This window comes from Rhodococcus sp. IEGM 1351 (assembly GCF_030056875.1).
Lineage (GTDB): Bacteria > Actinomycetota > Actinomycetes > Mycobacteriales > Mycobacteriaceae > Rhodococcus_F > Rhodococcus_F opacus.
Window position 1 is genome coordinate 84705 of the sequence record NZ_JASHKU010000018.1, and the last position, 21602, is coordinate 106306.

General features: G+C 65.8%; 18 protein-coding genes and 1 pseudogene. 8 read left to right on the plus strand and 11 right to left on the minus strand.

Features of this window, described 5'->3' with window-relative positions; all coding sequences use genetic code 11:
- Window positions 1-748 precede the first annotated feature (748 nt).
- The 4 genes from QM806_RS27820 to QM806_RS27835 all read right to left on the minus strand — a co-directional run bounded on the left by QM806_RS27820 (window position 749) and on the right by QM806_RS27835 (window position 5155).
- A complete protein-coding gene (locus QM806_RS27820; protein ID WP_283293489.1) occupies window positions 749-1906 on the minus strand; it encodes an alpha/beta hydrolase family protein in 1158 nt (385 codons plus the stop codon).
- Window positions 1907-1942: 36 nt separating this feature from the next.
- On the minus strand, window positions 1943-2914 hold the full coding sequence (locus QM806_RS27825) for a cyclase family protein (protein WP_283293601.1): 972 nt from the start codon (window positions 2912-2914) through the stop codon (window positions 1943-1945).
- 52 nt (window positions 2915-2966) lie between these two features.
- Entirely contained in the window at window positions 2967-4085 is a 1119-nt protein-coding gene (locus QM806_RS27830; protein WP_283293491.1) for an FAD-dependent monooxygenase, read from the minus strand.
- Between the two features lie 137 nt (window positions 4086-4222).
- Window positions 4223-5155, minus strand: a complete 933-nt coding sequence (locus QM806_RS27835; RefSeq protein WP_283293493.1) for a VOC family protein — start codon at window positions 5153-5155, stop codon at window positions 4223-4225.
- Window positions 5156-5496: 341 nt separating this feature from the next.
- Here QM806_RS27835 and QM806_RS27840 point away from each other — a divergent pair, with 341 nt between their 5' ends.
- From QM806_RS27840 to QM806_RS27870, 7 genes are all read left to right on the plus strand, one after another.
- A complete protein-coding gene (locus QM806_RS27840; protein WP_283293495.1) occupies window positions 5497-6417 on the plus strand; it encodes a LysR family transcriptional regulator in 921 nt (306 codons plus the stop codon).
- Between the two features lie 364 nt (window positions 6418-6781).
- Entirely contained in the window at window positions 6782-6979 is a 198-nt protein-coding gene (locus QM806_RS27845; protein ID WP_283293496.1) for a ferredoxin, read from the plus strand.
- Window positions 6980-7044: 65 nt separating this feature from the next.
- Window positions 7045-7935: an IS982 family transposase gene (locus QM806_RS27850; RefSeq protein ID WP_283293498.1), complete on the plus strand. Its 891-nt coding sequence runs from the start codon at window positions 7045-7047 to the stop codon at window positions 7933-7935.
- A gap of 50 nt (window positions 7936-7985) precedes the next feature.
- Window positions 7986-9110, plus strand: a complete 1125-nt coding sequence (locus QM806_RS27855) for an NAD(P)/FAD-dependent oxidoreductase (protein ID WP_283293603.1) — start codon at window positions 7986-7988, stop codon at window positions 9108-9110.
- Between the two features lie 21 nt (window positions 9111-9131).
- Window positions 9132-10316 carry a cytochrome P450 gene (locus QM806_RS27860; protein WP_283293499.1) on the plus strand — a complete coding sequence of 395 codons (1185 nt, stop codon included), beginning with the start codon at window positions 9132-9134 and terminating at the stop codon, window positions 10314-10316.
- 267 nt (window positions 10317-10583) lie between these two features.
- Window positions 10584-12695, plus strand: coding sequence for an acetoacetate--CoA ligase (locus tag QM806_RS27865; RefSeq protein ID WP_283293501.1), 2112 nt, complete (start codon window positions 10584-10586; stop codon window positions 12693-12695).
- A 1-nt stretch (window position 12696) separates the two neighbouring features.
- Entirely contained in the window at window positions 12697-12936 is a 240-nt protein-coding gene (locus tag QM806_RS27870) for a DUF3263 domain-containing protein (protein ID WP_283293502.1), read from the plus strand.
- A gap of 1078 nt (window positions 12937-14014) precedes the next feature.
- Here the strand turns inward: QM806_RS27870 and QM806_RS27875 are convergent.
- Window positions 14015-14326 carry a hypothetical protein gene (locus tag QM806_RS27875; protein ID WP_283293504.1) on the minus strand — a complete coding sequence of 104 codons (312 nt, stop codon included), beginning with the start codon at window positions 14324-14326 and terminating at the stop codon, window positions 14015-14017.
- Between the two features lie 121 nt (window positions 14327-14447).
- Window positions 14448-15852: pseudogene (locus tag QM806_RS27880) on the minus strand (WS/DGAT/MGAT family O-acyltransferase).
- A 378-nt stretch (window positions 15853-16230) separates the two neighbouring features.
- Here QM806_RS27880 and QM806_RS27885 point away from each other — a divergent pair.
- The gene (locus QM806_RS27885; protein ID WP_502943899.1) at window positions 16231-16557 is read left to right on the plus strand and encodes an ANTAR domain-containing protein; all 327 of its coding nucleotides are present in this window, start codon (window positions 16231-16233) and stop codon (window positions 16555-16557) included.
- Between the two features lie 514 nt (window positions 16558-17071).
- Here QM806_RS27885 and QM806_RS27890 read toward each other — a convergent pair.
- From QM806_RS27890 to QM806_RS27910, 5 genes are all read right to left on the minus strand, one after another.
- On the minus strand, window positions 17072-17614 hold the full coding sequence (locus QM806_RS27890) for a nucleotidyltransferase domain-containing protein (protein ID WP_283293506.1): 543 nt from the start codon (window positions 17612-17614) through the stop codon (window positions 17072-17074).
- Window positions 17615-17761: 147 nt separating this feature from the next.
- Window positions 17762-18151: a GNAT family N-acetyltransferase gene (locus QM806_RS27895; RefSeq protein ID WP_283293507.1), complete on the minus strand. Its 390-nt coding sequence runs from the start codon at window positions 18149-18151 to the stop codon at window positions 17762-17764.
- A gap of 156 nt (window positions 18152-18307) precedes the next feature.
- A complete protein-coding gene (locus QM806_RS27900) occupies window positions 18308-18442 on the minus strand; it encodes an SDR family oxidoreductase (RefSeq protein ID WP_349307613.1) in 135 nt (44 codons plus the stop codon).
- Window positions 18443-19204: 762 nt separating this feature from the next.
- Complete coding sequence (locus QM806_RS27905) at window positions 19205-19333, minus strand: hypothetical protein (protein ID WP_283293509.1); 129 nt, start codon at window positions 19331-19333, stop codon at window positions 19205-19207.
- A gap of 343 nt (window positions 19334-19676) precedes the next feature.
- Window positions 19677-21461, minus strand: a complete 1785-nt coding sequence (locus QM806_RS27910; protein WP_283293511.1) for an AMP-dependent synthetase/ligase — start codon at window positions 21459-21461, stop codon at window positions 19677-19679.
- Window positions 21462-21602: the final 141 nt, after the last annotated feature.

Below are 21602 nucleotides of genomic sequence, written 5' to 3' on the forward strand. Positions count from 1 at the left end.
AACCGCTCAACTACCGGGGCAAACGCCACCCGCGGACCACCTGCCGTTGTGGTGCGGCACGATCCGGTAATGAATTCCTCGTCCGTGGTTTGTAGACGGACGCGAGTTCTTCGAGAGAACTGTCGTCGAGTCCGATCTCTTGCACGATCTGCCAGAGCCGTTCGGTAAAACGATATTTGGTCATTCCGAATCGAACAAAGATCTCCTCGCCAGACGCCCCTCCATACGGAGCCCACACGCGGGCAAACTCGATCATGTCTTCGGCTTCTGCGCCGAGTCGGCGTCGTCCCGCTCCTTCCGATACTGCTTGTCTCCTTCTTTGGCTCCAGCGCCGGTACCTTCGGATCTCGTTATCAACATCCAGACGGCCACTGCATGGTCCAGGCTTGATATTCAATGGAGGGCCATCCCGATGTTCGGACTGAGAACCAGCATCTCCAGGTGCTTTCCTCGTCATTTCCCCACCTTCACTTGCCCGGACGAATCCCACGTCGATTGGGTGTCGAATCGGAACGGCCGTGCACCACGATGCTGTTGGCTGCGGTCATGGTGATCGAGTCCCCGCGAGGCCATGTTCGCGATGGAGAACGGTCGTGGACGACAGTGGAGACTCGGGGGATTCTCGACTCGGCGGTGGTGTCGGAATTCGGTGTCCACAATTGAGACCGGCGATCGCCTCCCGGCTGTGCAAGGGCGTTCACTGTGCGGAGCTGACTTGCTGTGCTGCGGCGCCACCCAGCGCGGCGAGTTAGCCGGTGCGGAGTTCGTCGATGGCTTCTTCGATCCAGTCACAGATGTAGTCCCGGACGACGGACATGTTGTCGACGCTGCAGTGCTCGACGCCGCCCTCGCGTTCGGTGAAGACTTTCAGCTCACGCTTCGGGCTGTTGGTGAGGTCGTCGTAGAGACTGTGGGCGTATTCGAGTGGGATCTGACGATCGTTCTCGCCGTGCACGACGAGGAACGGTACGGCGACCCGGTCCATGATCCCACGCAGGCTCACTCGCCTCGCAATGACGAGGAATTCGTCCATGTCTTGTGCGCCCCATACCCAGCGCACGTGTTCCCAGTAGTGGGGAACGGGCCGGTCGCCCTGGTTTTCGAGGCGGCGAACCTGGACCTGACCCCAGTCGTAGTTCGCGCCCCATGCCACGCTGAATCGGATTCGCGGTTCGAACGCGGTCGCGCGCGGGCCGTAGTACCCGCCCAGCGACCAGGCGAGCATCCCGATCATGTCGCTGTCGATGTCCTCGCGCTGTTCGAGCAGGTCGATGCAGGCGGCGGCCCACCGCTCGGTCTCGGGGATGGCGGTCATCCCACGAAGGCGCAACGCTTCCCCGGAGCCCGGCGCATCCACCATGAGGGTGGAAATCCCGCGCCGGCGCAGCTCCTCCGGTGTTCGTGTGCCGTAGAACTGTTCCTTGGTGCTGTCGAGACCGTTGAAAAAGATCACACAGGGGACGGGACCGGTGGTGTCGGCGCGCATCAGAATGCCGGGGAAGCTGCCGTCACCAAAGGGAACTTCCACCCGTTCGGCGGGCTGGTCCGTCAGCTCCAGGAATTTCGCGAAGCTCGCCAGTGTCCTCGCGTATGCCTCCTTGCGGGGTGCGAACGAGTGGTTCTGCATACGTTCGGCGGTCTGGTAGTACACCGCGGCGCGGCGGTGCTTCTCGCCGGCGCTGTGGCGGCGGCCCAGCTTCTCGTCCTCGCCGGCCAACTCCACCAGTTGGTCGGCCAGTGAGCACCAAGACCGAAAGAACGCCTCCGTCGCTTCGTCCTCGCTCTGTTCGGCGCGGTCGAGAAGAGGGCGGCACGCCCGATCGATCTCACCGATCACGCCTCCGGTCTCCATGGCGAGATTCACCGAGAGGTTCCACACGTATCGGTCGGGGAAGGGTTCGAACATGAGGTCTCGATTCTTTGAAGGTCGTAGTCGTCGGTGTTACTTCAGCGCCACTGCACTGACCGGGGAACCGGTGCCGCCGGTCAGGGGCAGGGGCGAGGCGACGAACATGAATTCGTAGACGCCGTCGTTGGCGCAGTCCGCCGCGAGGGCGTCCAGGTCGAACATCTCGCCGAACGCGACTCCCGTGTGAACCAACGCCACGATGTGCAGCGGCTGAAAATAGTCGATCTCGTTCGGGCGCACCTCGACGCCCCACGTATCGGTCGCTACGGCGGCGATCTCTTTTTCGTGCAACCACGACGCGGTGTGCAGCGACAAGCCGGGGGCGGATCCTCCCGCGTAGTCGCCCCAGTTTCCCCGGCGAGCCGCCATGAATCCGGTCCGCACGATCAGCGCGTCACCGGTGCGGATCTCGAGGCTGTGTGCCGCCAGGCACTCTTCGATGTCGTTCACGGAAATCGCGTAGCCCGGTTCGAGGGAGTCCACGCCCCGCAGAACCGGGAGATCGACGAGAATGCCCCTGGTGACTATCCGAGCGGTGTAGTTCTCGATTCCGTTCGCCTTCGAACCCTGCGAGGTGACCTCGCCGGCCGATCGGCCGTTCCACATCTTTCCTTCCCAGAAGATGTGCGAGAGTGCGTCCCATTGGGTTCCGGCCTGAGTGTGCATCACGAGGAGATCGTCGGCGTAGCCGAAACCCTTCGCGGCACCCCACCCGGCGGGAAGAGGGTCTTGTTCGCCGGCGAGGTAGTCGAGCCCGGTTGCGGTCGTCAGAACCTGCGGGTTGCTGCGGAAGGCCCCGGATTGCGGGCCGCGCGCGTCGTAGGGGAGGGTCAGCGACAGCGAGGTGCCGCGCCGGACCAGGGCTGCAGCGTTGCGAATCTGGTCGGGTCCGATGAAGTTGATGGCACCGCGTTCGTCGTCATCGCCCCACCGACCCCAGTTGGAGCATCGAGCGATGTAGTCGTGAAGGACATCGGCGTCGCTGGCGACTCGGCTTTCGGTGATAGACACTGCGCTGCTTTCAGAGTTGTGGTGATTCGAGGATGAGACCGACGGGTCAGTACGCGCCGGCCAGGATGCCGAAGGCTTCGCCGCGCAGACCTTCCTGGTCAGCGCCGGGTACGTCCGGGTGTGTCTGCCAAAAGCTGAGTTGGGTACTTGTTTCGACGACGTACTTGCACCGCTCGAAGCGGCGCTTGGAGTAGGCGCGTAGGGCGTCGGGAACCGTGGCGGCTGTTCCAAATTCCTCGGCGAGGACGACGGCGTCCTCAAGGCACATAGCGGCGCCTGCGGCGAGGTGCGGTGTCGTGCTGTGCGCAGCGTCCCCGAGGAGAACGACCCGGCCGTGGTACCAGGGTTCGGGAGCGAGGATCGTCTCAAGCGGGGCGCAGTTGACCTGTGCTGGGTCGGTGATGCCGTCGCGTAGTTCGGCGACGACGCCACCGAAGGGGGCGAGGTATCCGCGGACGATCTCGGGAAGTTCCTCGGCCGGAGGCCGGTACAGCTCGGAGGTCGGGACGCAGCAGTAGATATACATCGAGTCTTTGCCGGTCGGCGAGAACCCGATATGCGCGGTCTCGCATCCCACAAACGCAACTTCGCAGGTCACCGAGGCCGGCCGCGGAACGACGGCGCGATAACAGATCTGCTCTTGGAATACCGGGGTCTGCGGAGCGGAGACGATGTCACGCACGGTCGACCGAATACCGTCTGCGCCGACAACGAGATCGTAGTCGGCGATGCTGCCGTCGCTGAACGTCACGGTGGCGTGTTCGGAATTGGTCTCGATCGCGGTCGGTCCCAAACCCGTTCGGACTGTCAGTCCTTCGGAGGCGGCGTGATCGAGCAGAATCTGGTGCAGCATCGGCCGCATCATTCCCATCATTCCCGGCAGATCGGACCCCAATGCGGACGGCAGAGCCATCACATCGAGCACCGTGCCGTTGACGTCGCAGATCTGCATCTCCTTCGTTCCGTAGCCGTTCTCGATGCACTCGTCGAGCACCTCGAGGCGCTGGAGGGCGCGCATTGCCGGGGCGATCAGCGTGATGCCACTGCCGATCGCGCGAATCGCCTCGTCACGCTCGACGAGATCGACTTCGATACCACCTCGGCTCAGTGCCAGCCCGGTTGCAATGCCAGCGATACCGCCGCCGACGACGAGTGCTTTCACCACGATCGTTCACCTTCTCTGATTCGGTTCATCTTGATTAGTTCTTCGCCGTGGCCCGGCGGACCACGATCGGTTGGCTTGCTGCGGGTTCTGTATGTCACCGGCGGACCGGCGCCGAACCGGCGTGGACTGTCGAGGGGTCAGATCGGTGCGGGAACCCACAGCCCCTTGTCCGGGTCGTTGAACATCGCCGGGATCATCTGTTCGGTGATGAGATTGCTCGTGCCCCACTGGTCGGCGCCTTCCGGTGTCATGTCGAAGCGCCGCGGCTGCCAGGGTTCGTCGATGTCGATTCGTTGGAGTTCGGTGGTGTATTCGACGACGTTGCCGGTCGGGTCGAGGAAGTAGGAGAAGGTGTTGTCGCCCGCCCCGTGGCGGCCGGGCCCCCAGATCGCCGCCTTCCCGGCCCGCATGAGCCGTCCGGTCCCGCGCATGAACTCGTCGATTCCGCGCATTTCGAACGAGATGTGATTGAGGGAGGTATGTGGTCCGTGCCCGATCGCGATGATGTGGTGGTCGGTGCGCACGCGCAGGAAGCACATTTCGTCTTCGAGCCAGTCGGACAACATAAAGCCCAAGTGGTCCTCGTAGAACTGTTTGGTCCGGAGCACATCGGTCGAGTTGATGACGACGTGACTGAGTTTCTGCGGTATGGACTCGCGGGGTTCGAGAGCGCGGTAGGCCTTGTGGGCGACATTCGCCGAGACTTCGAGTAGTCGGCCGTCGGGATCGAAGAAACGGAACCCGTAACCCCCGCCAGGGCTGTCCAGCTGGTGTGGTTCGGTGACCAGTGAGATGCCGGCCGATCCGAGTCGTTGGGCGAGCGCGTCCACCTCGGTCGCCGTCTCGGCGGCGAACGAGATCAGGTCGAGTCGCTTGTCGGTGGATCGACGGATCCGGACGATGTACTGCTCGGGGTGGGCCGGGGTGCCGAAGTACGTGACGTGCGAGTCCTGGGCAACGACGTCCAAACCCCAGTAGTTCTTGTAGAACTCGACTGCTTCGGTGTAATTCGGAACTGCCAGTGCGACATAACGCACTCGGGTCAGCGGAGATCGTGCGATGGCGGTCATCATGTCCTCGCTATCTAGGAGTGTGGAAGCTAAGGGACGCTTGGGCCCGGTGCCTTGGCTGTCCGCGGCGCACAGGATTGGGATGCGACGACGGCGGCTCGCTCGCTGTAGTGGGTCGGCAGCGCTGTGGGGCGGCGATTCCTACGCTAGTGTCCCCGATCACATACCGGTTAGCGATTGTGGTCGATGGTTTCCATCACTGAAAATGATGTGGTCGGCGGTCGAGTGAACCCACCCCGGGCCTGGTTCACCGAGCTTGCGCCGGCGGGACGGATCGCGGCGGGTCGGATGTCCTGGGCTAGGGTGGGTCAACCCTTGTGAGCTGGCTGGATGGTGATGTCGTGGATCGAGAGCCGCTGTACCGGGTAGACCTCAACCTCCTGCTGGCGTTCGACGCGTTGATGGCCGAGCGCAGTGTCACCAAGGCTGCTGCGCGGGTGTCCGTCGGGCAGCCCGCGATGAGCGCGTCACTGTCACGGTTGCGGCGGTTCTTCGACGACCCGCTGCTGATCCGCGAGGGTGGATCCTTGGTGCCGACCACCCGCGCGCTTGAGCTCATCGAGCCCATCCGCGAGGCACTGGACCTGGTCGAGTCCACGGTCCGGTCCAGCCGCAGTTTCGACCCTCGCACCGATCACCGCACCTTCACCCTGATGGCCAGCGACTATGTTCTGCTGATCCTGCTCGGCCCGCTGTTGGCCGAGCTCGAGGTCGAGGCGCCGAACCTACGCTTCACGGTGCGTCCGATCGCGGCCGATTTCGTCGAGCAGATCAGCCGCTCGCAGCTGGACTTGCTGATCTATCCCGATGAGTTGGTCCCTGACGGGCTGCAGGCGAACTCGGAGCGGCTGTTCACCGATCGGCTGGTGTGCGCGGTCGACCGCAACCATCCCGAGGTCGGGGATTCGATCACCGAGGAGCAGTTCCGCACTCTGCCGTATGTGTCGTTCGCCGGGACGTCGCTACGTACGGTCAGCGAAGTGCGGCTCCGCCACCTGGCCATCGACCGTCCGATCGACATCGGCACCCAGAGTTTCGTCATCCAGCCGTTCATGTTGCGCGGTTCCCGGCTAATGGCACTAATGCACGAGCGACTCGGCCGGTACTTCGCCGAACAGGCCGGGATCCGGCTGCTCGATCCCCCGTTCGCGATCGACACGATGACCGAGGCGATGTACTGGTCACCCCGAGCCGACACCGACCCGGCCCACCAGTGGCTCCGCGAACGCCTGGCGCGGGCCGCCGCGGCGCTCAGCGACTGAACGCATCGAGCCAGCTGTTATCGATTTCGGTGATGATCGGCATCGATAACCATCGCTATCAGTGTGAGGGTCGGCGCGATTAGCGTGGTAGCCATCACACAACGAAGTAGGAAGCTCCATGACCCGAGGCACCCGACGTGACCGCTGATCCACTGTCGCTTTGTGGGTGCCAGGAACCCGGATTTCCGGACACCGCATCGACGCTTCCGCGGCAGCTTGCAGGGTCATCGACACCGCATTCACACCGTCTTGAACGTCCCGCGATTGACGACCAGCACGCCTTGCCAAGAGCAAGGACCCGGTAAGCGGCTGCACGCTCCCCGCTCGGGAGAGCGTCTCGCGCAACCGAACTGAAAGGGTAACGATGAATATCAGCGTAGATCGGCAACGCTGTGAAGGCTACGGGATCTGTACCGAAACGGCCCCGCAGCTGATGCATCTCGACGATGAAGGCGAACTCGTCCTCGATGTAGCACAACCCCGACCGGAGCAGGCCCGCGATGCCTCCTCCGCCGCACGCGTGTGCCCGGTCGCCGCTCTGAGGATCGTCGATGACGCCTAGATGATTGATTCCTTGAAGGTGTGTCGCTGCGGGGCTGGTAGGCGGAGGGTTTCCAAGATCAAAGCGTGACCAAAGAACTGGAAACCCTCCTGACCGAACTGTATGTGCTCATCGACGATCATGTCGTCGAACCCCGCTCCGGTCGGGGCCGGCGGCCCGTGCTCAGCGACGCCGAACTGCTCACCCTGACCGTCGCACAGATGCTGCTCGGGTTCGATTGTGAACGCCGGTGGATCCGGCACGCCCACCACAGCGTCGAGTTGCGTGCTCTGTTCCCCTACATTCCCGGACAGTCGGACTACAACAAACGTGTCAGGGCGGCACGAGGGCTGCTGTGCAAGGCAATTCAGACGCTGGCACGGATCTCACCATCCTGGTTCGACGACCTGTGGATCACCGACGCCACCCCGGTGCCGTGCGGGATGTCTCGGGAAACGGTGAAGCGGTCGGACCTGGCCGGGCACGCGGGATACGGCTACTGCGCCTCCCATTCGCGCTTCTACTGGGGGCTGAAGCTGTACCTGGTCTGCGCCGGCGACGGGATGCCGATCATGTGGTGCCTGGCGAATCCGAAACTCGGTGAACGCGAGGTGGTGACCGCGCTGCTCGAACGCGATCATCACCTGATTCGGTCGGGGCAGATCCTGCTCGCCGACAAAGGCTTCTCCGGCGCACAGTTCGCCGCCACCACCGCCGCGATGGGTCTGCGGCTGCTACGCCCGGACCGCAAGGACGAAACCTACAAGAACGGCAATCTCGGCGGGGTGCGGCAGTGGATCGAATCGGTCAACCACACGCTGAAAGGGCAGCTTGGCCTGGAGGAACACGGTGGCCGTACCACGCACGGGGTGTTCGCCCGCGTCGCCCAGCGTGTGCTGGCGATGGCCGCCGGCATCTGGCACAACTGGAACATCGGCGCCACCGCCAAGCGATCATTTATCGCCTACGACCACTGATCCGTTCAAGGAATCAATCATCTAGCGCAGCGCGGCTACGCCACATCGCGATCGTCGGTGCGTCACTGACTGGAACCCTCGTCGCCGATACCTTGCGCAGCAACGGCTATGACGGGCGAATCACCCTGCTCGGGGCCGAGTCGACTCCCGCATACAACCGCCCCGCCTTGTCGAAAGGCATTCTGGCGGGTACCGAAACACCCGGCGACATCCTGCTGGCACCGCTGAGCAGCGACATCGACCAGAGGCTGAACACCCGCGTGCTTACTGCCGATCTCGAGACGCGCAGGCTCGTGCTTGACACCGGCGAACACCTTCCGTTCGACGGCCTCGCGATCACGACAGGCGCCCGCGCCCGCCGGCTCGCCGATCTCGGTGCCGCCAAGCCCGGTTCCCGGGAAACAACCTTCCGCGACCTCGACGACGCGATGGACCTCGCCCGCACGCTGCAGGCACGATGCGTCATCGTCATCGTCGGCGGCGGCATTCTAGGAATGGAGCTCGCTTCCGCATGTGTCGACCGCGGCGCCGAGGTCACGGTGATCGACCGACAGCCCCCTCTGCTGGGGCAGCTGGGCAACTACCTCTCGGACATCGTCACCGCGGCCGCCCGTCGGCGCGGGGTTCGGTTCGTCCGCCACCCGTCGGTTCGGCTCCGCGGCTCTCACTCACCGATCGTCGAGCTCGGTGATGGTCGCCGCTACGACGGCGACATTATCCTCAGCGCGGTAGGTTGCACACCAAACGTCGAGTGGCTCGCCGGTACGGCCCTGCCCACCACCGGTGGCCTGCACGTCGATAACCGGGGCCGGGTCCGCGAGAACATCGTCGCCGCAGGCGATGTCGCCGCGTTCCCCATCGAGGGGCAACACCGTCGCAGTCCGATCTGGAACAGCGCCCTCGAACAAGCACGCACCGCAGCCGCAGCCCTGCTCCACGGCGAGCAGGCACCACCGTTGACGCCCACGCACTATTTCTGGACCGAACAATTCGGCCTGACGATCAAGATCTGCGGCAGGCTGCCGGTCACCGGCAGCCCGGACATTCTCGACGGCACCCCCGAAGCCTCGGAGCTCCTGCTGCAGTGGCGGGACGGGCACTGCGCCACCACCGCCGCCACGGTGAACATGCGAATCCCCATCGGCAAGTTGCGAGCCCTCGCCCGCGCGGCCTGACCATCAATCCAGGAGAGACCAATGACCATCGCTTCCACCCCGCACACAGATATCGACCTGTTTTCCGACGACATTCTCACCGATCCGTACCCGGCCTACGCCACCCTGCGCGACATGGGTGCCGCCGTGCATCTGAACAGGATCGACGCGTGGGCCTTGCCGCGGTACGAACACATCCGCGCTGCCCTGCACGATTGGGAGACGTTCTCCTCGGAGGCGGCGGTGGGACTCAACGACGTGGTCAACGGGTTTCTCGTCGGCACCGTCCTCGGAACCGACCCGCCCGAGCACGACAAGCTCCGTTCGGTGCTCTCCGCGCAACTCGCGCCCCGGGCCTTGCAGAAGGTCAAAGCGGGTATCGAAGCGGGCGCCGACACACTCGTGGATGACCTGGTCCACCGTGGCCAGTTCGACGCCGTCACCGACCTCGCGGCGGCACTGCCGCTGTCCGTGGTCTTCGATCTCATCGGACTCCCCGAGCATGCGCGCGGTGACATGCTCCGCTGGGCGGACGGCACCTTCACGGTCTTCGGTCCGATGAACGAGCGTACCCAGCACGGCCTGACGGTCATCGAGGAGATGTTCGCCTGGCTCGGCACTCTGCGTGCCGAAGGCCTCAAACCTGGCAGCATGGGACGCGCGATCTTCGATGCGGCCGAAGCCGGAGTGATCGCTCAGGATTCGTGCGTTCCCCTGCTCGCCGCGTACACCACCGCCGGCATGGACACCACGATCAACGCCATCGCCAATGCGGTACAGCTCTTCGCGACCCACCCGGACCAATGGGACACTCTCCGCGGCAATCCCGACCTGACGCCCAGCGCCTTCAACGAAATCCTGCGCTATGACTCACCGGTGCAAGCCTTCGCCCGCAAGCTCACCCGCGAGGTCACCATCGACGACGTCCACCTGCCCGCCGGAGCCCGCGTCGTCCTGCTGTACGGATCTGGAAATCGTGACGAACGGCACTACCCGAACCCCGATAGTTTCGACATCCACCGCAATCCCGTCGACCACCTGACCTTCGGCTACGGCACACACACCTGCGCGGGACAAGCGCTCGCCAAGATCGAAGCACACGCGATCTTGCGGGCTCTGGCCACGCGAGTGCGTCGCATCCATATCGGTGATCCGAAACGGCACTACAACAACGTCATTCGAGGACTGGAATCCTTACCCGTCGTCCACCTCGACCTGAATCAGTGACACTCACGTCGGGCCAGCCAACGCGGTTGCCGCGCGAACCGAGCCGAACGCCATGTCGGTGTGCGGCCACGGGGGCCGGACGCTCGTCTGGGTCTTACACCTCAGGCTGAGATCCCGGAGGAAAGTGAACAGTACCCGAACGTCAGCGCCTGATCGATGTCACCTGTTGAACATCGCAGGCCCCACCATCCGGCCCCGGGTCACCCCGGGACGGTGACCGAGGCCTGCCCCGGCCCGACCTGCTCGACCGAAAGGCGACCCGCCCACATGGCCCACATCACACCGGAATCCGTTCGCCCCGAGCCTATCTGGGAACCAGACCCGGAGACCGTCCACCTGTCCACCCTTGCCGGCTTCACCGACTTCGTCCGCGACCGATACCCGAGTGCCGACGTCAGTGATTCCCTCGACTACCCCGGATTGTGGCAGTGGTCCACCGAGCACATCGACCAGTTCTGGGAGGCGGTCTGGACGTTCTTCGACATCGACTCCGCCACCGCATACGACTCGGTGCTGGCCGCCGAGACGATGCCGGGCGCACAGTGGTTTCCCGGCGCCACAGTCAACTACGCCGAACACGCGCTGAGCAACGACCGCAGCGACCAGGACGCGCTGGTCTGCATCCGGGAGGACGGACGGACGGAGAGGGTCAGCTGGGACCAGTTGCGCCGCCGCGTCGGCGCACTCGCGGCCACCCTGCGCAGTGTCGGTGTGGGGCGCGGTGACCGGGTCGTGGGCTACCTGCCGCCCGGCCGGCACGCCGTCATCGGCCTGCTCGCCGCCGCGTCCATCGGTGCGATCTGGTCCCAGTGCGCCCAGGACTTCGCCGCCGGCGCGGTCATCGACCGATTCGGACAACTCGAACCCACGGTGCTCATCGCCGCCGACGGCTACTCCTACAACGGCCGCAGCTTCGACCGGCGCTCCGAAGTGAACAAGGTCCGCGCCGGACTGCCCACCCTGACCCACAACATCGTCGTCGACCACCACACGGACGGGGCCTTCTCCGACACCGACGACCCGGCGGTTCTGTTCTGGAACGACGCCGTCGCCGCCGAGGCGCCGCTGCAGTTCGACAAGGTTCCGTTCGAGCAGCCGCTGTGGGTGTTGTTCTCCTCCGGCACCACCGGCCTGCCCAAGGGCATCGTGCACGGTCACGGCGGCATCATCCTCGCGCTGCTCTCCCTCGTCGGCCTGCACATGGATCTGCGGGAGGACGACAAACTGCTCTGGTACACGAGCACGAACTGGATGATGTGGAACGTCGTCGTCTCCTCGCTGCTGACCGGCGCCACCGCCGTCATCTACGACGGCAGCCCCACCTACCCGGACACCACCACTCTGTGGCGGCTCGCGGACGAGCAGAAGGTGACCTTCCTCGGCACCAGCCCGGGCCACCTGCAGGCGTGCGCCCGGGCAGAGATCAGCCCGGGTACCCAGTTCGACCTCACGGCTCTGCGGACCGTCGGCTCCACCGGATCCACCCTGCCGGCCAGCTGCTACCACTGGGTCCACGACAACGTCGGCACCCGAGTCCAACTCTCGTCGACAACCGGCGGCACCGACGCGGTCACCGCCTTCGCATGCAGTACCCCGACCACCCCGGTCTGGCCCGGTGAACTCAGCGCCCGCAGCCTCGGCGTCGCCCTGCAATCCTGGGACAGCACCGGCAACGAAATCATCGGCGGCGTCGGGGAACTCGTTCTCACCAAACCCGTCCCGTCGATGCCGGTGTTCTTCTGGAACGACCCCACCGGTGATCGTTACCGGGAAGCGTACTTCTCCACCTTCCCCGGCGTATGGCGTCACGGTGACTGGGTCACCGTCACCGGCGAGGGCAGCGTCGTCATGCACGGACGCTCGGATTCGACCCTCAACCGGCACGGGGTCCGCCTCGGCAGCGCCGAGATCTACCAGGCCGTCGAGCAACTGCCCCAGATTGAAGACTCCCTGATCGTCGGCATCGACGAGCAGGAGGGCGGCTACTGGTTGCCGCTGTTCGTCGTCCTGGCACCTGGGGTCGAACTCGACACCGCACTACGCGAGAACATCAACGCGAACATCCGGGCCCACGCTTCTCCGCGGCACGTTCCCGACGAGATCATCGCGGTCCGCTCCCTGCCGCACACCCGCACCGGCAAGAAGATCGAGGTCCCGCTCAAGCGGATCCTCCAGGGCGCCGACCGGGACACGGTGCTGAGCATCGACGCCATCGACGACCCCGCCTCTGTCGATCAATTCGTCGCTTTGGGTGCTGCCCGAACGCATCGCCGTCGCCCCCGCGTAGACGTCAATTCCCCGCCTGTCGTTCGGCTCGACCGTGGCCAGCATTACGTCCACCTGGTCGAGTCCAAGGGCTTCAACGCTATCAAGGAATGAAATGCCCCGCCGAAAATCCGTACCGGACCCTCTCGATCCGCATGAGCGGGCGATGTTGAACTTCGCCCGTTCATGGGCGCCGTTCGGTGGTGGCGACGACGAGATCTTTCACCTGTTCGGAATACCCATCTCAGTCTTCTATCGCAGAGTCCTTGCACTGCTCGATAAGCCGCGAGCGACGAGGCTCGATGCGCCGACATCGGAAGCGCTGAAAGAGCTCTGCGCGCGAAAGCTTGCATGACGTCGACATGGCTGCTGGAAATGACCGGCCGAGCCGGTGAGTTTTTCATCGAGTCCATTACTGGGCAGTCAGCGAGGTAGCGGGCTTTGAGGGTGTCGTTCCTCGCGCTCTCCGGACATGGCGCTACCCGGGACGACCGCGCGGACCGGTCGGCGGGTTCGGGCGGCCTCGAGGCACGACCCCCGGTTGGCCGCGTATTGTTGCTCGTCGATGGGCACCACCGCGGGGTCGGTGGTGGCGATCGTTGCCGAGGTGGTGAGCTCGACCCGGGTGACGCTGACGGCGTCGGCGTCGTCGAGGGCGTAGACCGTGGTGTGTGCGAGGCGTCTGAGTATGTTTCGAGTGGGTCGCCGGCGGTGGTCGACTCGCGGAGTCCGTCCAGTGCTGCGGTGACCGCGTCCAATGCGGCGGACACCTTCACCGTGGAAAAATTTCGTCGGTTCGCTCGGACATAGCCCTCATCGCCCTTCACCTCGAGTATTCCACGTCAGACGATAACGACCGCGGCGACGGTGAGGGGTGCAGAACGCAGTTGCGAATACGATGCTGCGCCGAGGCTTTCGCCGCTGAGGCCTCACCGAGTCGGGGCGACGTCTTCCAGTCGACAGGAGGCGGAGAAATGGCGTCTTGAGGCATTGGACGGCTGGCTGAACATCTCGGTGAAGAATCCCACGCCTCCGGTCGGGTGGGCCGGAGAACGCTCGCCGCTCCAAGCGCCTGAAACGGCGGACTGCGAATTCGGCGAGAGTGGCTCGGTCGATGTCACCTCTGGTGTTGAGTGCGTGGCCGTGATCGAGCGAGACGATTATCCCTATTGTTACCGCTGGATCAGTCGCCAAAGCGTCGCCTTTCAAACCGAATTGGATCTCTTTCAATTGAACTCGGATGCTCCGGCGGAACGAGTCGGCGTGTCTGTGCGTGGGCGCTCTACTCAGGTGGGCATTCGGGTGGTCACTTCAATTCGTTCACCGACGGGATCGCTGGTTGGTGATGAAAGTAGGCGACGAAGGCGTGTCGGAATAGGGGCAAACTTGGTTTCCTTGTCTGTGGGCAGATCTCGCGGGTGTTCACACCGAGATTAGTGGTCCCCTCGATCGTTGCGGCTCGATGCCACGACGAGCTGCGCGCTGACCAGTACAACCAGGGAGATCATCGCCGAAACGACAAACGGCGACTCACTGCGCGCGAGTCCGATGACAACGCCACCACTGAAGGTGGTGACGACGAAGAGACCAAATGCCCGTCGGTACGACCGATATTTTCCGTCGCCTTCCACAGGTATTCTCCTGTCTAAACGCCGACTGCACGCGAAGGCACGTCGGGCGACGTGCAGATCGAGTCCCGCGACGTCGCCGCTGTCCGTCGGCGGCAACGTCTTCAGCTGTGCCATTCGAAGATCGGCGTGGTGGGCACGCCCGGATACAGGTGTCCGGTGTGATGGTGGGGTGCATGCGCGGTGTCCTTTCTCGCGGACCCTTCTGTCGGGTGGATCGACGTCGGCCGGGGGCGGGTTAGAGGCCGACCACCTGCTCGAGGGCGTCGAGTTCGGTGTGCAGATGGTCGAGCATCGGGTTCAGGTCCCCGACCGCGGCCCGGCAGCCGGTCAGCCCGAAGACGAGCTGGTCGTCGGTGCTGGCGGCGGTGATGTTCAATCCCTGCCCGGTCACCGGGATGGACAGCGGGTACAGGGCGTCGAGCCGGGCCCCGTTCCAGTACAACGGGGTCCTGGGGCCGGCGACGTTGGAGATGACCAGGTTGAACGGTGGCCGCTGCGGGCCGCGCCGCCCGGTCAGCAGCTCCAACCCGAGCGGGGCCGCGCCGAGGGCACTGAGCGCCAGCACCTGAGCTTGAGTCATCGACCGCAACGCGGCCTTGCCCTCGCGCATGCAGGTGCGGATGGTCTCGAGCCGGTGCGCGGGGTCGGGCAGGTGGGTGGCCAGGTTGCATATCAGGATTCCGACCCGGTTCCGTGCCCGGGTCCGCGTCGCCGCGCAGGTTGACCGGGACCATCGCGATCAGCGGATCGGTGGGCAACGCCCCCAGCTCGTGCAGGAACCGGCGCAGGGCGCCCGCGGACAGGGCCAGGACGATGTCGTTGATGGTGGCGTCGGCGAGTTTGGCGAGCAGCCGGATGCGTTCGAGTGGCCAGGATCGGGCGGCGAAGTGCCGGGCACCGCCGATCGGCACGTTCAGCACCGTGTGGGGCGCGGTCCACGACAACGGTCCACCTCGGGAGTGGCGGGCCTTGTCCACCGTCCCGGCGATCGCCGGGACCAGGCCGGCGAGCTCCCCGGCCATCCCGCGGGCTGCCCGTAGTGCCTGGCCGGGCAATGTCAGCGGATTCAGCAACGCGGTAGCCGGTGCGGCGGTGCCGGACGGGGCGGCCAATCGGGCGCGGGCGCCGTCGGCGCGGGTGAGTTGCCAGGGTGCGGGCATTCCGCTCCGGTCGGCGTCCTCGCTCATGCTGCGCCGCAGCAGTGCCATCGCGGAGGCGCCGTCGGCGAGGGCGTGATGGATCTTGGTGTAGACGGCGTACCGGCCGTCGGCCAGGCCCTCGATCAGGTGCACCTCCCACAACGGGCGCGAGCGGTCCAGCAGGGTGGCGTGCAGCCGGGAGACCAGGGTCAGCAGTTCGCGGGGACCCCCGGGCCGGGGGAGGGCGTCGCGGCGCACGTGATGGCCCACATCCACCTGGTCGGCGGTGTCCCAGCCCCACTGGCCCAGGGTGGTCACCGACCGCCGGGCGCGGCGGCGGAAGAGCGGCGCCACCTGCTCGTCGGCGACCGCGTCCTCGAACATCGCCCGCACGTCGCCCGCGTCGGCGCCCTCGGGTGGGGTGAACAACGCCAGCCCGCCGACGTGCATCGGGTGCTCGCGGGACTCGCCCAGCAGGAACAACGAGTCGGTCGGCGACATCGGCAACAACTTCAGGTGCAGTCGCCTTTCGGTGCCCCGATCCCGGACCCGCGAGGGCCGGTCCGGGAGGGAGCGGAAGATAAACGATGTAGCGGGATCACGTCGTCACATCAGTGGTGATGTGAGTCACAAATCGGTCTCGATGGACTCCTTTGTACAGCAAACCGCTCGGTCTCCGCCACCCGGAGGGGCGTCCGTCCCGCTTTCTGGCACCCGGTGTCACCAGGCGTAACGCCCTCTTGGGTGAAGGCTGGACACCTGTCTAGGTGACAGGGCGCCCGTCGGTCGGCTACAACTACCCGGGACCCGAACGTGAGCAGCATCACATCTGCCGTGTGGGGGATATGTCCGGTACCCCCGGATGAGGAGGAGCGGACGATGACCGAAACCCGCAGCAGCACCAGGCACCTGTCCCCGGTCGGTCCGCCGCCGAAGCGCGAGATGCCGCGGCACCTGGACGGCCGGGAGGTGCTGTCGATGGCGAAGGGCATCCTGATCGCCGGCCGCGGCTACAGCGACGCGCAGGCCTTCGACGAACTCCTCGACGTGTCCCGCCGGCACCACCTCACCGTGCACCGCGCCGCCCTGGGCCTGGTCGACCGCGCCACCGGCACCCCCACCCGTCGCCGCACCGCCGAACCGATCGCTTTTCCCGAGTGGGACGGCCTGATCGCCGCGCTGCCACCCCGCCGCCGCGCCAGCTGACCTCCAGTGCCGGCGCAGACCCCGAAAAATCCTGCCTCGGCGAGACGCCTCGGCCGTGTCGCTCCGCCGGTTTATCCGCGGGGCGCGTGATCGGTGAGGGAGACCGCCACCTCCGGCCGGGAGGCGGCGCCGGTGGACGGATCCGGGGTCCGGTCGGCACGGGTTTCGAGCGAGATCTGGTGTTCCCAATCCGATTTCGACCGACTGTAACGGGCGCCCGGCACCGACATCTCCTGTGCCCGCATCCGATTCGTGTTGGAGTGGTGATTGTCCACCGTAAGCCCGCCGACACCGTCCGGGAAGGTCACGCATCCGTGGCCGGTGTGAGGGGGTCGGTGATGTCACCCGTTCTCCGGATGACGGCCGGGGGCTCGGTCCCCGAGCGGGCACGGGTGCATCGTTGACGGCTCACACCAGCTCCGCACGGCAACCGGGGCGTAGCTTCGGCCACGGACGTCCTGTTGCATCGCCTTGTGCCGACCGCCTTGCCCCCTGTCAGCCGCAAATCAGCGGGTCAACTCGCGGAGGGCCCGCTCGACGGACACGACTCCCGCACGGCCCACCCGGCGGACCGCCTGGTCACACGGCCGTGTCCTCCCCACTGCCGATTCGCCCGACGCAGCAACCGGGTGAAGCCGGCCCGTGACCCGGCCACCGTCAGCGCCTCTGTCATCACATCCCGCAGGACCGGCGCGTCCGCGGCGCGGCCGGCGATCTCACTTTCGGTGAACTGCAGATCCCGCGCATCGTTGCCGGTCCATCTGGTCACCTCGGCCATCAGCTCCGCCACCTGTTCATCCCACACCTCGCCCACGGCGTCGTCCGGCCGGACCAGGAGGATGTCGATCGTCATCGTTCCGCGCGCAGCCGAACCGAACACGGCGGCGTACACCGTGGGAACCGCCCAGCCGGACAGCCGCGCCTGATGCCTGCGCAGGAACTCCCCGGACAGATCGGCGAGACCCATGACATGAGGGAACGCCAGGTGTTCACGATTGAACTGGTACACGTAGGCGTTGCCCACCCTCGACGACAGCACCGTGCCCCGCTTACTCAACCGTTGCAACACTAGTACGGGACTATCACCTCGGCGCTGCAGAAAGCGGCGGCACTCGTCGAACAGGAATCACGCCACTTCCGAAGAGCGAGATGGGCGCTCAGCCCGCTTCGCCTCCTCGGCCGGGCTGAGTGGGGGCGGGCTCGTCTACGCGGGCTCGAGGTCGCGCTCGAACTCGATTTCATCCCGAAGCGGGATCTTGTAGTAGCCCACGTCGGGGATGTCCGGCTTCAGGGTCCGTCTCGCCTGGTCCACTGCGCCGCACCGTACGGCCGACAGGCGGAAGCCGCGCCGCTGGTAGAACTGCATCGAGTCGAGGTTGTCGTTCGTCGTGACCAACCACAGTCGCGAACAGCCTTGTGCACGGGCGACTTCGGCGATGCGTTCGATGAGTGCCGTGCCGACGCCGCCCCATTGGCCGGATGCGCGCATGTTCACGATTTCGCAGTTCGTGCCGTCGATGTCGTAGATCAGCACCCCGACCGTCTCGTCGTCGGTCGATGCGATCAGGGCCGGGCGGTCGCGTGCGTCGACCAACTCGCCGCGCCGGGCGATCTGGGTGGTGTGTTGCGCCTGGAGGAATGACGTCAGGCGTGGCTCTCCTGCGGGTACCTCATAGATGTCGACCATCGTCCCTATTTTCCTCGCCTCACCGAGGCTGGACCAGGGTGGATCTACCGGGTTGGGTCACGATCACATGTCCATGCCGCCGTTGACGCTCCACACCTGTCCGGTGATGTCGGAGGAGGCGTCGGCCGCCCGGAAGTGTACGACCCGTGCGACCTCCTCGGGTCGTCCCGCCCGGCCGGCCGGGATCTGTGCGGTGATCCGGCGAGGACACCTTCTCGGGGATCGCCGCGGTCATCACGGGTGGTGATCAGGCCCGGCGTCACCGCGCTGACGGTGGTGCCGATGCCGTCACCGGTGCGCTTGCCCAACCGGGCGAGCTCGGCCGCCGCTTCACGGGCGAGCGTCTGGGTCATCCCGAACAATCCGGATTCGATGATGTGGCCGGTCTCGCCGCGGCAACGGCTGCACCAACGAGATCATGCTCTTCGGGGTGCGGCCGCAGCGCGGCGCAGATGACCGAACTGGGCGTGCACTCGCTCGGCGTGCTGACACGTGCCACCTCCCGCTCCGAGGTCTTGGGGTAGCGGTGCAAACGACTATCAGTCGGCTATTTCGGTGAAGCCGTGACAAGGCCCTGGGTACGGGCGGTACCTCAGGTCACTGAGGTCGAAAAATGTAGACCTCTTGGCGTGGCGTCCAGGTACGCATACCGGCATCAACGGCCGCCACGACCCGGTTGTTTCCGTCGCGCCAGGTGTCCTTGATCACGGCACCATGCTTGATGGGAGAGGTACGGCTCCCCACCACTAGATCGCCTTGGCGGACTTCTCGTGCCTGGACCTTCACTGGCTTGTCCTGCATGTTGCGGACCCTACCCTCTTGAACGTCGGCTCTTCAGCCCTGATGGAAATTTGCTGTTGCAATGAACGGGGATTGCTGTGTCCGGGTGTACTTACCGAGCACCACGATGCCGGACTGTCGTCGCCAGTGCCGCTTTCCGGGGACCGGTCACCACGCCGCTCAGCTCACCTGCCGGCCCCGGGGTTTGTCGATTTCGTTCCACTCGGTGTCCCATTGCGTCATGTTGTGGCGGGTGGTGGCCGCATGCACACCGGGCAGCAGCACGACGCCGCCGATGGCACCGGCCACCTGTACCGACCACTGCGCCCGCGCAAGGCGCTGATCGACAGCCGGTGCGCGCTCGGTTGGGGCCAGCGGGCCGGTACGTCCCCCTTCCCGGGCAAAGCGGGCCTTGACCCCGGTTCTTGGACACGCTGAATCCAGCACCTGCTGGGGAAGCGAAGTCGGTCACATTCCTCGCTCGCTGGCGCTCCGACAGGGCCATGAGGCACGCCCGTGACCGGGTCAGGGAATTGACCATGCCAGGGTCGCCGCCTCAGGGAGGCGGTCCACGGCCAGCCCGCACGCCGCGCCGATCCCACCGGCGCGACCCGGCTGGCACGGGCGGCCGATCCGGACCGCGGCGTCGAGGTCAGCGACCCGAATACAGCTCCTCGATGGTGGCCGCGTACTTGGCGTCGATCGGGCGGCGCTTGAGTTTCATGGTGGGGGTCAGTTCGTCGCCGGACGGTTCCCAAATGTTCGGCAGCACCGCGTGCCGCTTGATCTGCTCGACCCGGGAGACCTTCGCGTTCGCGGCCTGCACAGCCTCTTGGACGGCGGCGAGCACGGCCGGATCCCGTGCGAGTTCCTCGTGACCCGCCGCGGTCAGCCCGTGCCGCTCGGCGAACGCGGCGAGCCCGTCGGGGTCGAGCGCGAGCAGCGCCACGTTGTACGGCCGGTCGTTGCCGATCACGGCAGCGCCGCCGAGCATCGGGCAGGCGGCCCGCAGGGCGCCCTCGATGTTCGCCGGCGACATGTTCTTGCCCGCCGTGTTGACGATGAGCTCCTTCTTGCGGTCGACGATGCGAACGTATCCGTCGGCATCGATCTCGGCGATGTCGCCGGTGTGCAGCCACCCGTCCTCGTCGATCGCCTCGGCGGTCCGTTCGGGATCGTTTCGGTAGCCGCGCATCACGAGCGGACCGGAGACGAGCAGTTCCCCGTCGGCCGACAGTTTCAGGCCCGTGCCGGGCAGGACTTGGCCGACCGTGCCGATCCGGATGGCGTCGGGCCGGTTCATCGTCACCACACAGGAGGTCTCCGACATTCCCCACACCTCGGAGCACCGAATGCCCAGCGCCAGAACGAACTCCAGCACCTCGGTGGAGATGGCGGCAGCGCCGGTGACGGCGACCCGAACTTGATCCAGGCCAAGTTTCTTGCGGACCGCAGCCAGCACCAACCGGTCCGCTACCGCATGCTGCACTGCCAGCACCGCGGGTATGTCCTTGCCGTCGGAGAGCAGCCGCGCACGGCGACGGCCCACGTCGATCGCCCACAGCGCCAGCTTCCTCTTCACCGGGCTGGATTCCTCGGCGAGGGTCAGGTCGATCGCCGCCTTGAGCTTGTACCAGACCTGCGGGACCGCGCCGAACACGGTCGGCCGCACGGTCGGCAACACGGTGATCGCCTGTTTGAGATCGTCGAGTGTGGTGATCTGCATGCCGCCATACATGCTCTGGTAGTGCGCGCCCCACCGGTTCGCGACGTGCGCGTCCGGCAGGTAGGACACGATGCGGTCGTCGGGTCCGGTGGCAAGCACCGAACTCGTCGCCGCCAGCTCGGCGAGCATGTTGGCGTGGGTGAGCTCGACGCCCTTGGGCGGTCCGGTCGTGCCGGAGGTGTAGATCAGCGTCAGCAGATCCGACGGCTGCACGGCCGCCCACGTGGCGTCGAAGTCGAACGACGGGTCGGCGGCGGCCTCGAGCTCGTCGAGAGACATGGTGCCCTCGGGGTGCGCGTCGACGCACACAACATGCTCGACTGCGGTGCCGGCGATCGCCTTCTGCAGTACCGGAACGAACTGCGCCTCGCAGATCATCACCTTGTTCCCGGCGTTGCCCAGCACGAAGGCGATCTGCTCCGCGGTGAGCGTGTTGTAGATGGAGAACGGAACGGCCCCCGCGTGCAGCGCGCCGGTGTCGAGGAGGTGGAACTCGGGACGGTTGGTCAGCATCAGCCCGACGGTGTCGCTGTGCCGCACCCCGAGGCCGGCGAGTCCCGCCGCGATGCGCCGCACCCGGTCGGCGTATTCCCGCCACGTGTAGCTCACGGAGCCGTCCGGAGTGCGCAGCGCGACTCGGTCGGGATACTTCGAGGCGGTGGACTGGAAAGCGGCGCACATCGTCGTCGGCGCGGCGTCACGAGAGTTCATCGGACCTCCCCCGATTGATGTGGCGCCCAGTGTAGGACCCACGGCCCGCACCCGGACTCCGATTCGCCGGATTCCGTCGAGCCGGTCGGCGAGGTGTCCGTCGGCCCCGGCAGGTGTCGGTGCTGTCGTTCAGTTCCGTTG

Coding starts and splice junctions, on each gene's coding strand:
- QM806_RS27865 (WP_283293501.1), top strand. CDS start 10,584: ATGGCCCACATCACACCGGAATCCGTTCGCCCCGAGCCTATCTGGGAA.
- QM806_RS27835 (WP_283293493.1), bottom strand. CDS start 5,155: ATGACCGCCATCGCACGATCTCCGCTGACCCGAGTGCGTTATGTCGCA.
- QM806_RS27885 (WP_502943899.1), top strand. CDS start 16,231: ATGACCGAAACCCGCAGCAGCACCAGGCACCTGTCCCCGGTCGGTCCG.
- QM806_RS27910 (WP_283293511.1), bottom strand. CDS start 21,461: ATGAACTCTCGTGACGCCGCGCCGACGACGATGTGCGCCGCTTTCCAG.
- QM806_RS27845 (WP_283293496.1), top strand. CDS start 6,782: ATGAATATCAGCGTAGATCGGCAACGCTGTGAAGGCTACGGGATCTGT.
- QM806_RS27870 (WP_283293502.1), top strand. CDS start 12,697: ATGCCCCGCCGAAAATCCGTACCGGACCCTCTCGATCCGCATGAGCGG.
- QM806_RS27820 (WP_283293489.1), bottom strand. CDS start 1,906: ATGTTCGAACCCTTCCCCGACCGATACGTGTGGAACCTCTCGGTGAAT.
- QM806_RS27860 (WP_283293499.1), top strand. CDS start 9,132: ATGACCATCGCTTCCACCCCGCACACAGATATCGACCTGTTTTCCGAC.
- QM806_RS27875 (WP_283293504.1), bottom strand. CDS start 14,326: ATGGCACAGCTGAAGACGTTGCCGCCGACGGACAGCGGCGACGTCGCG.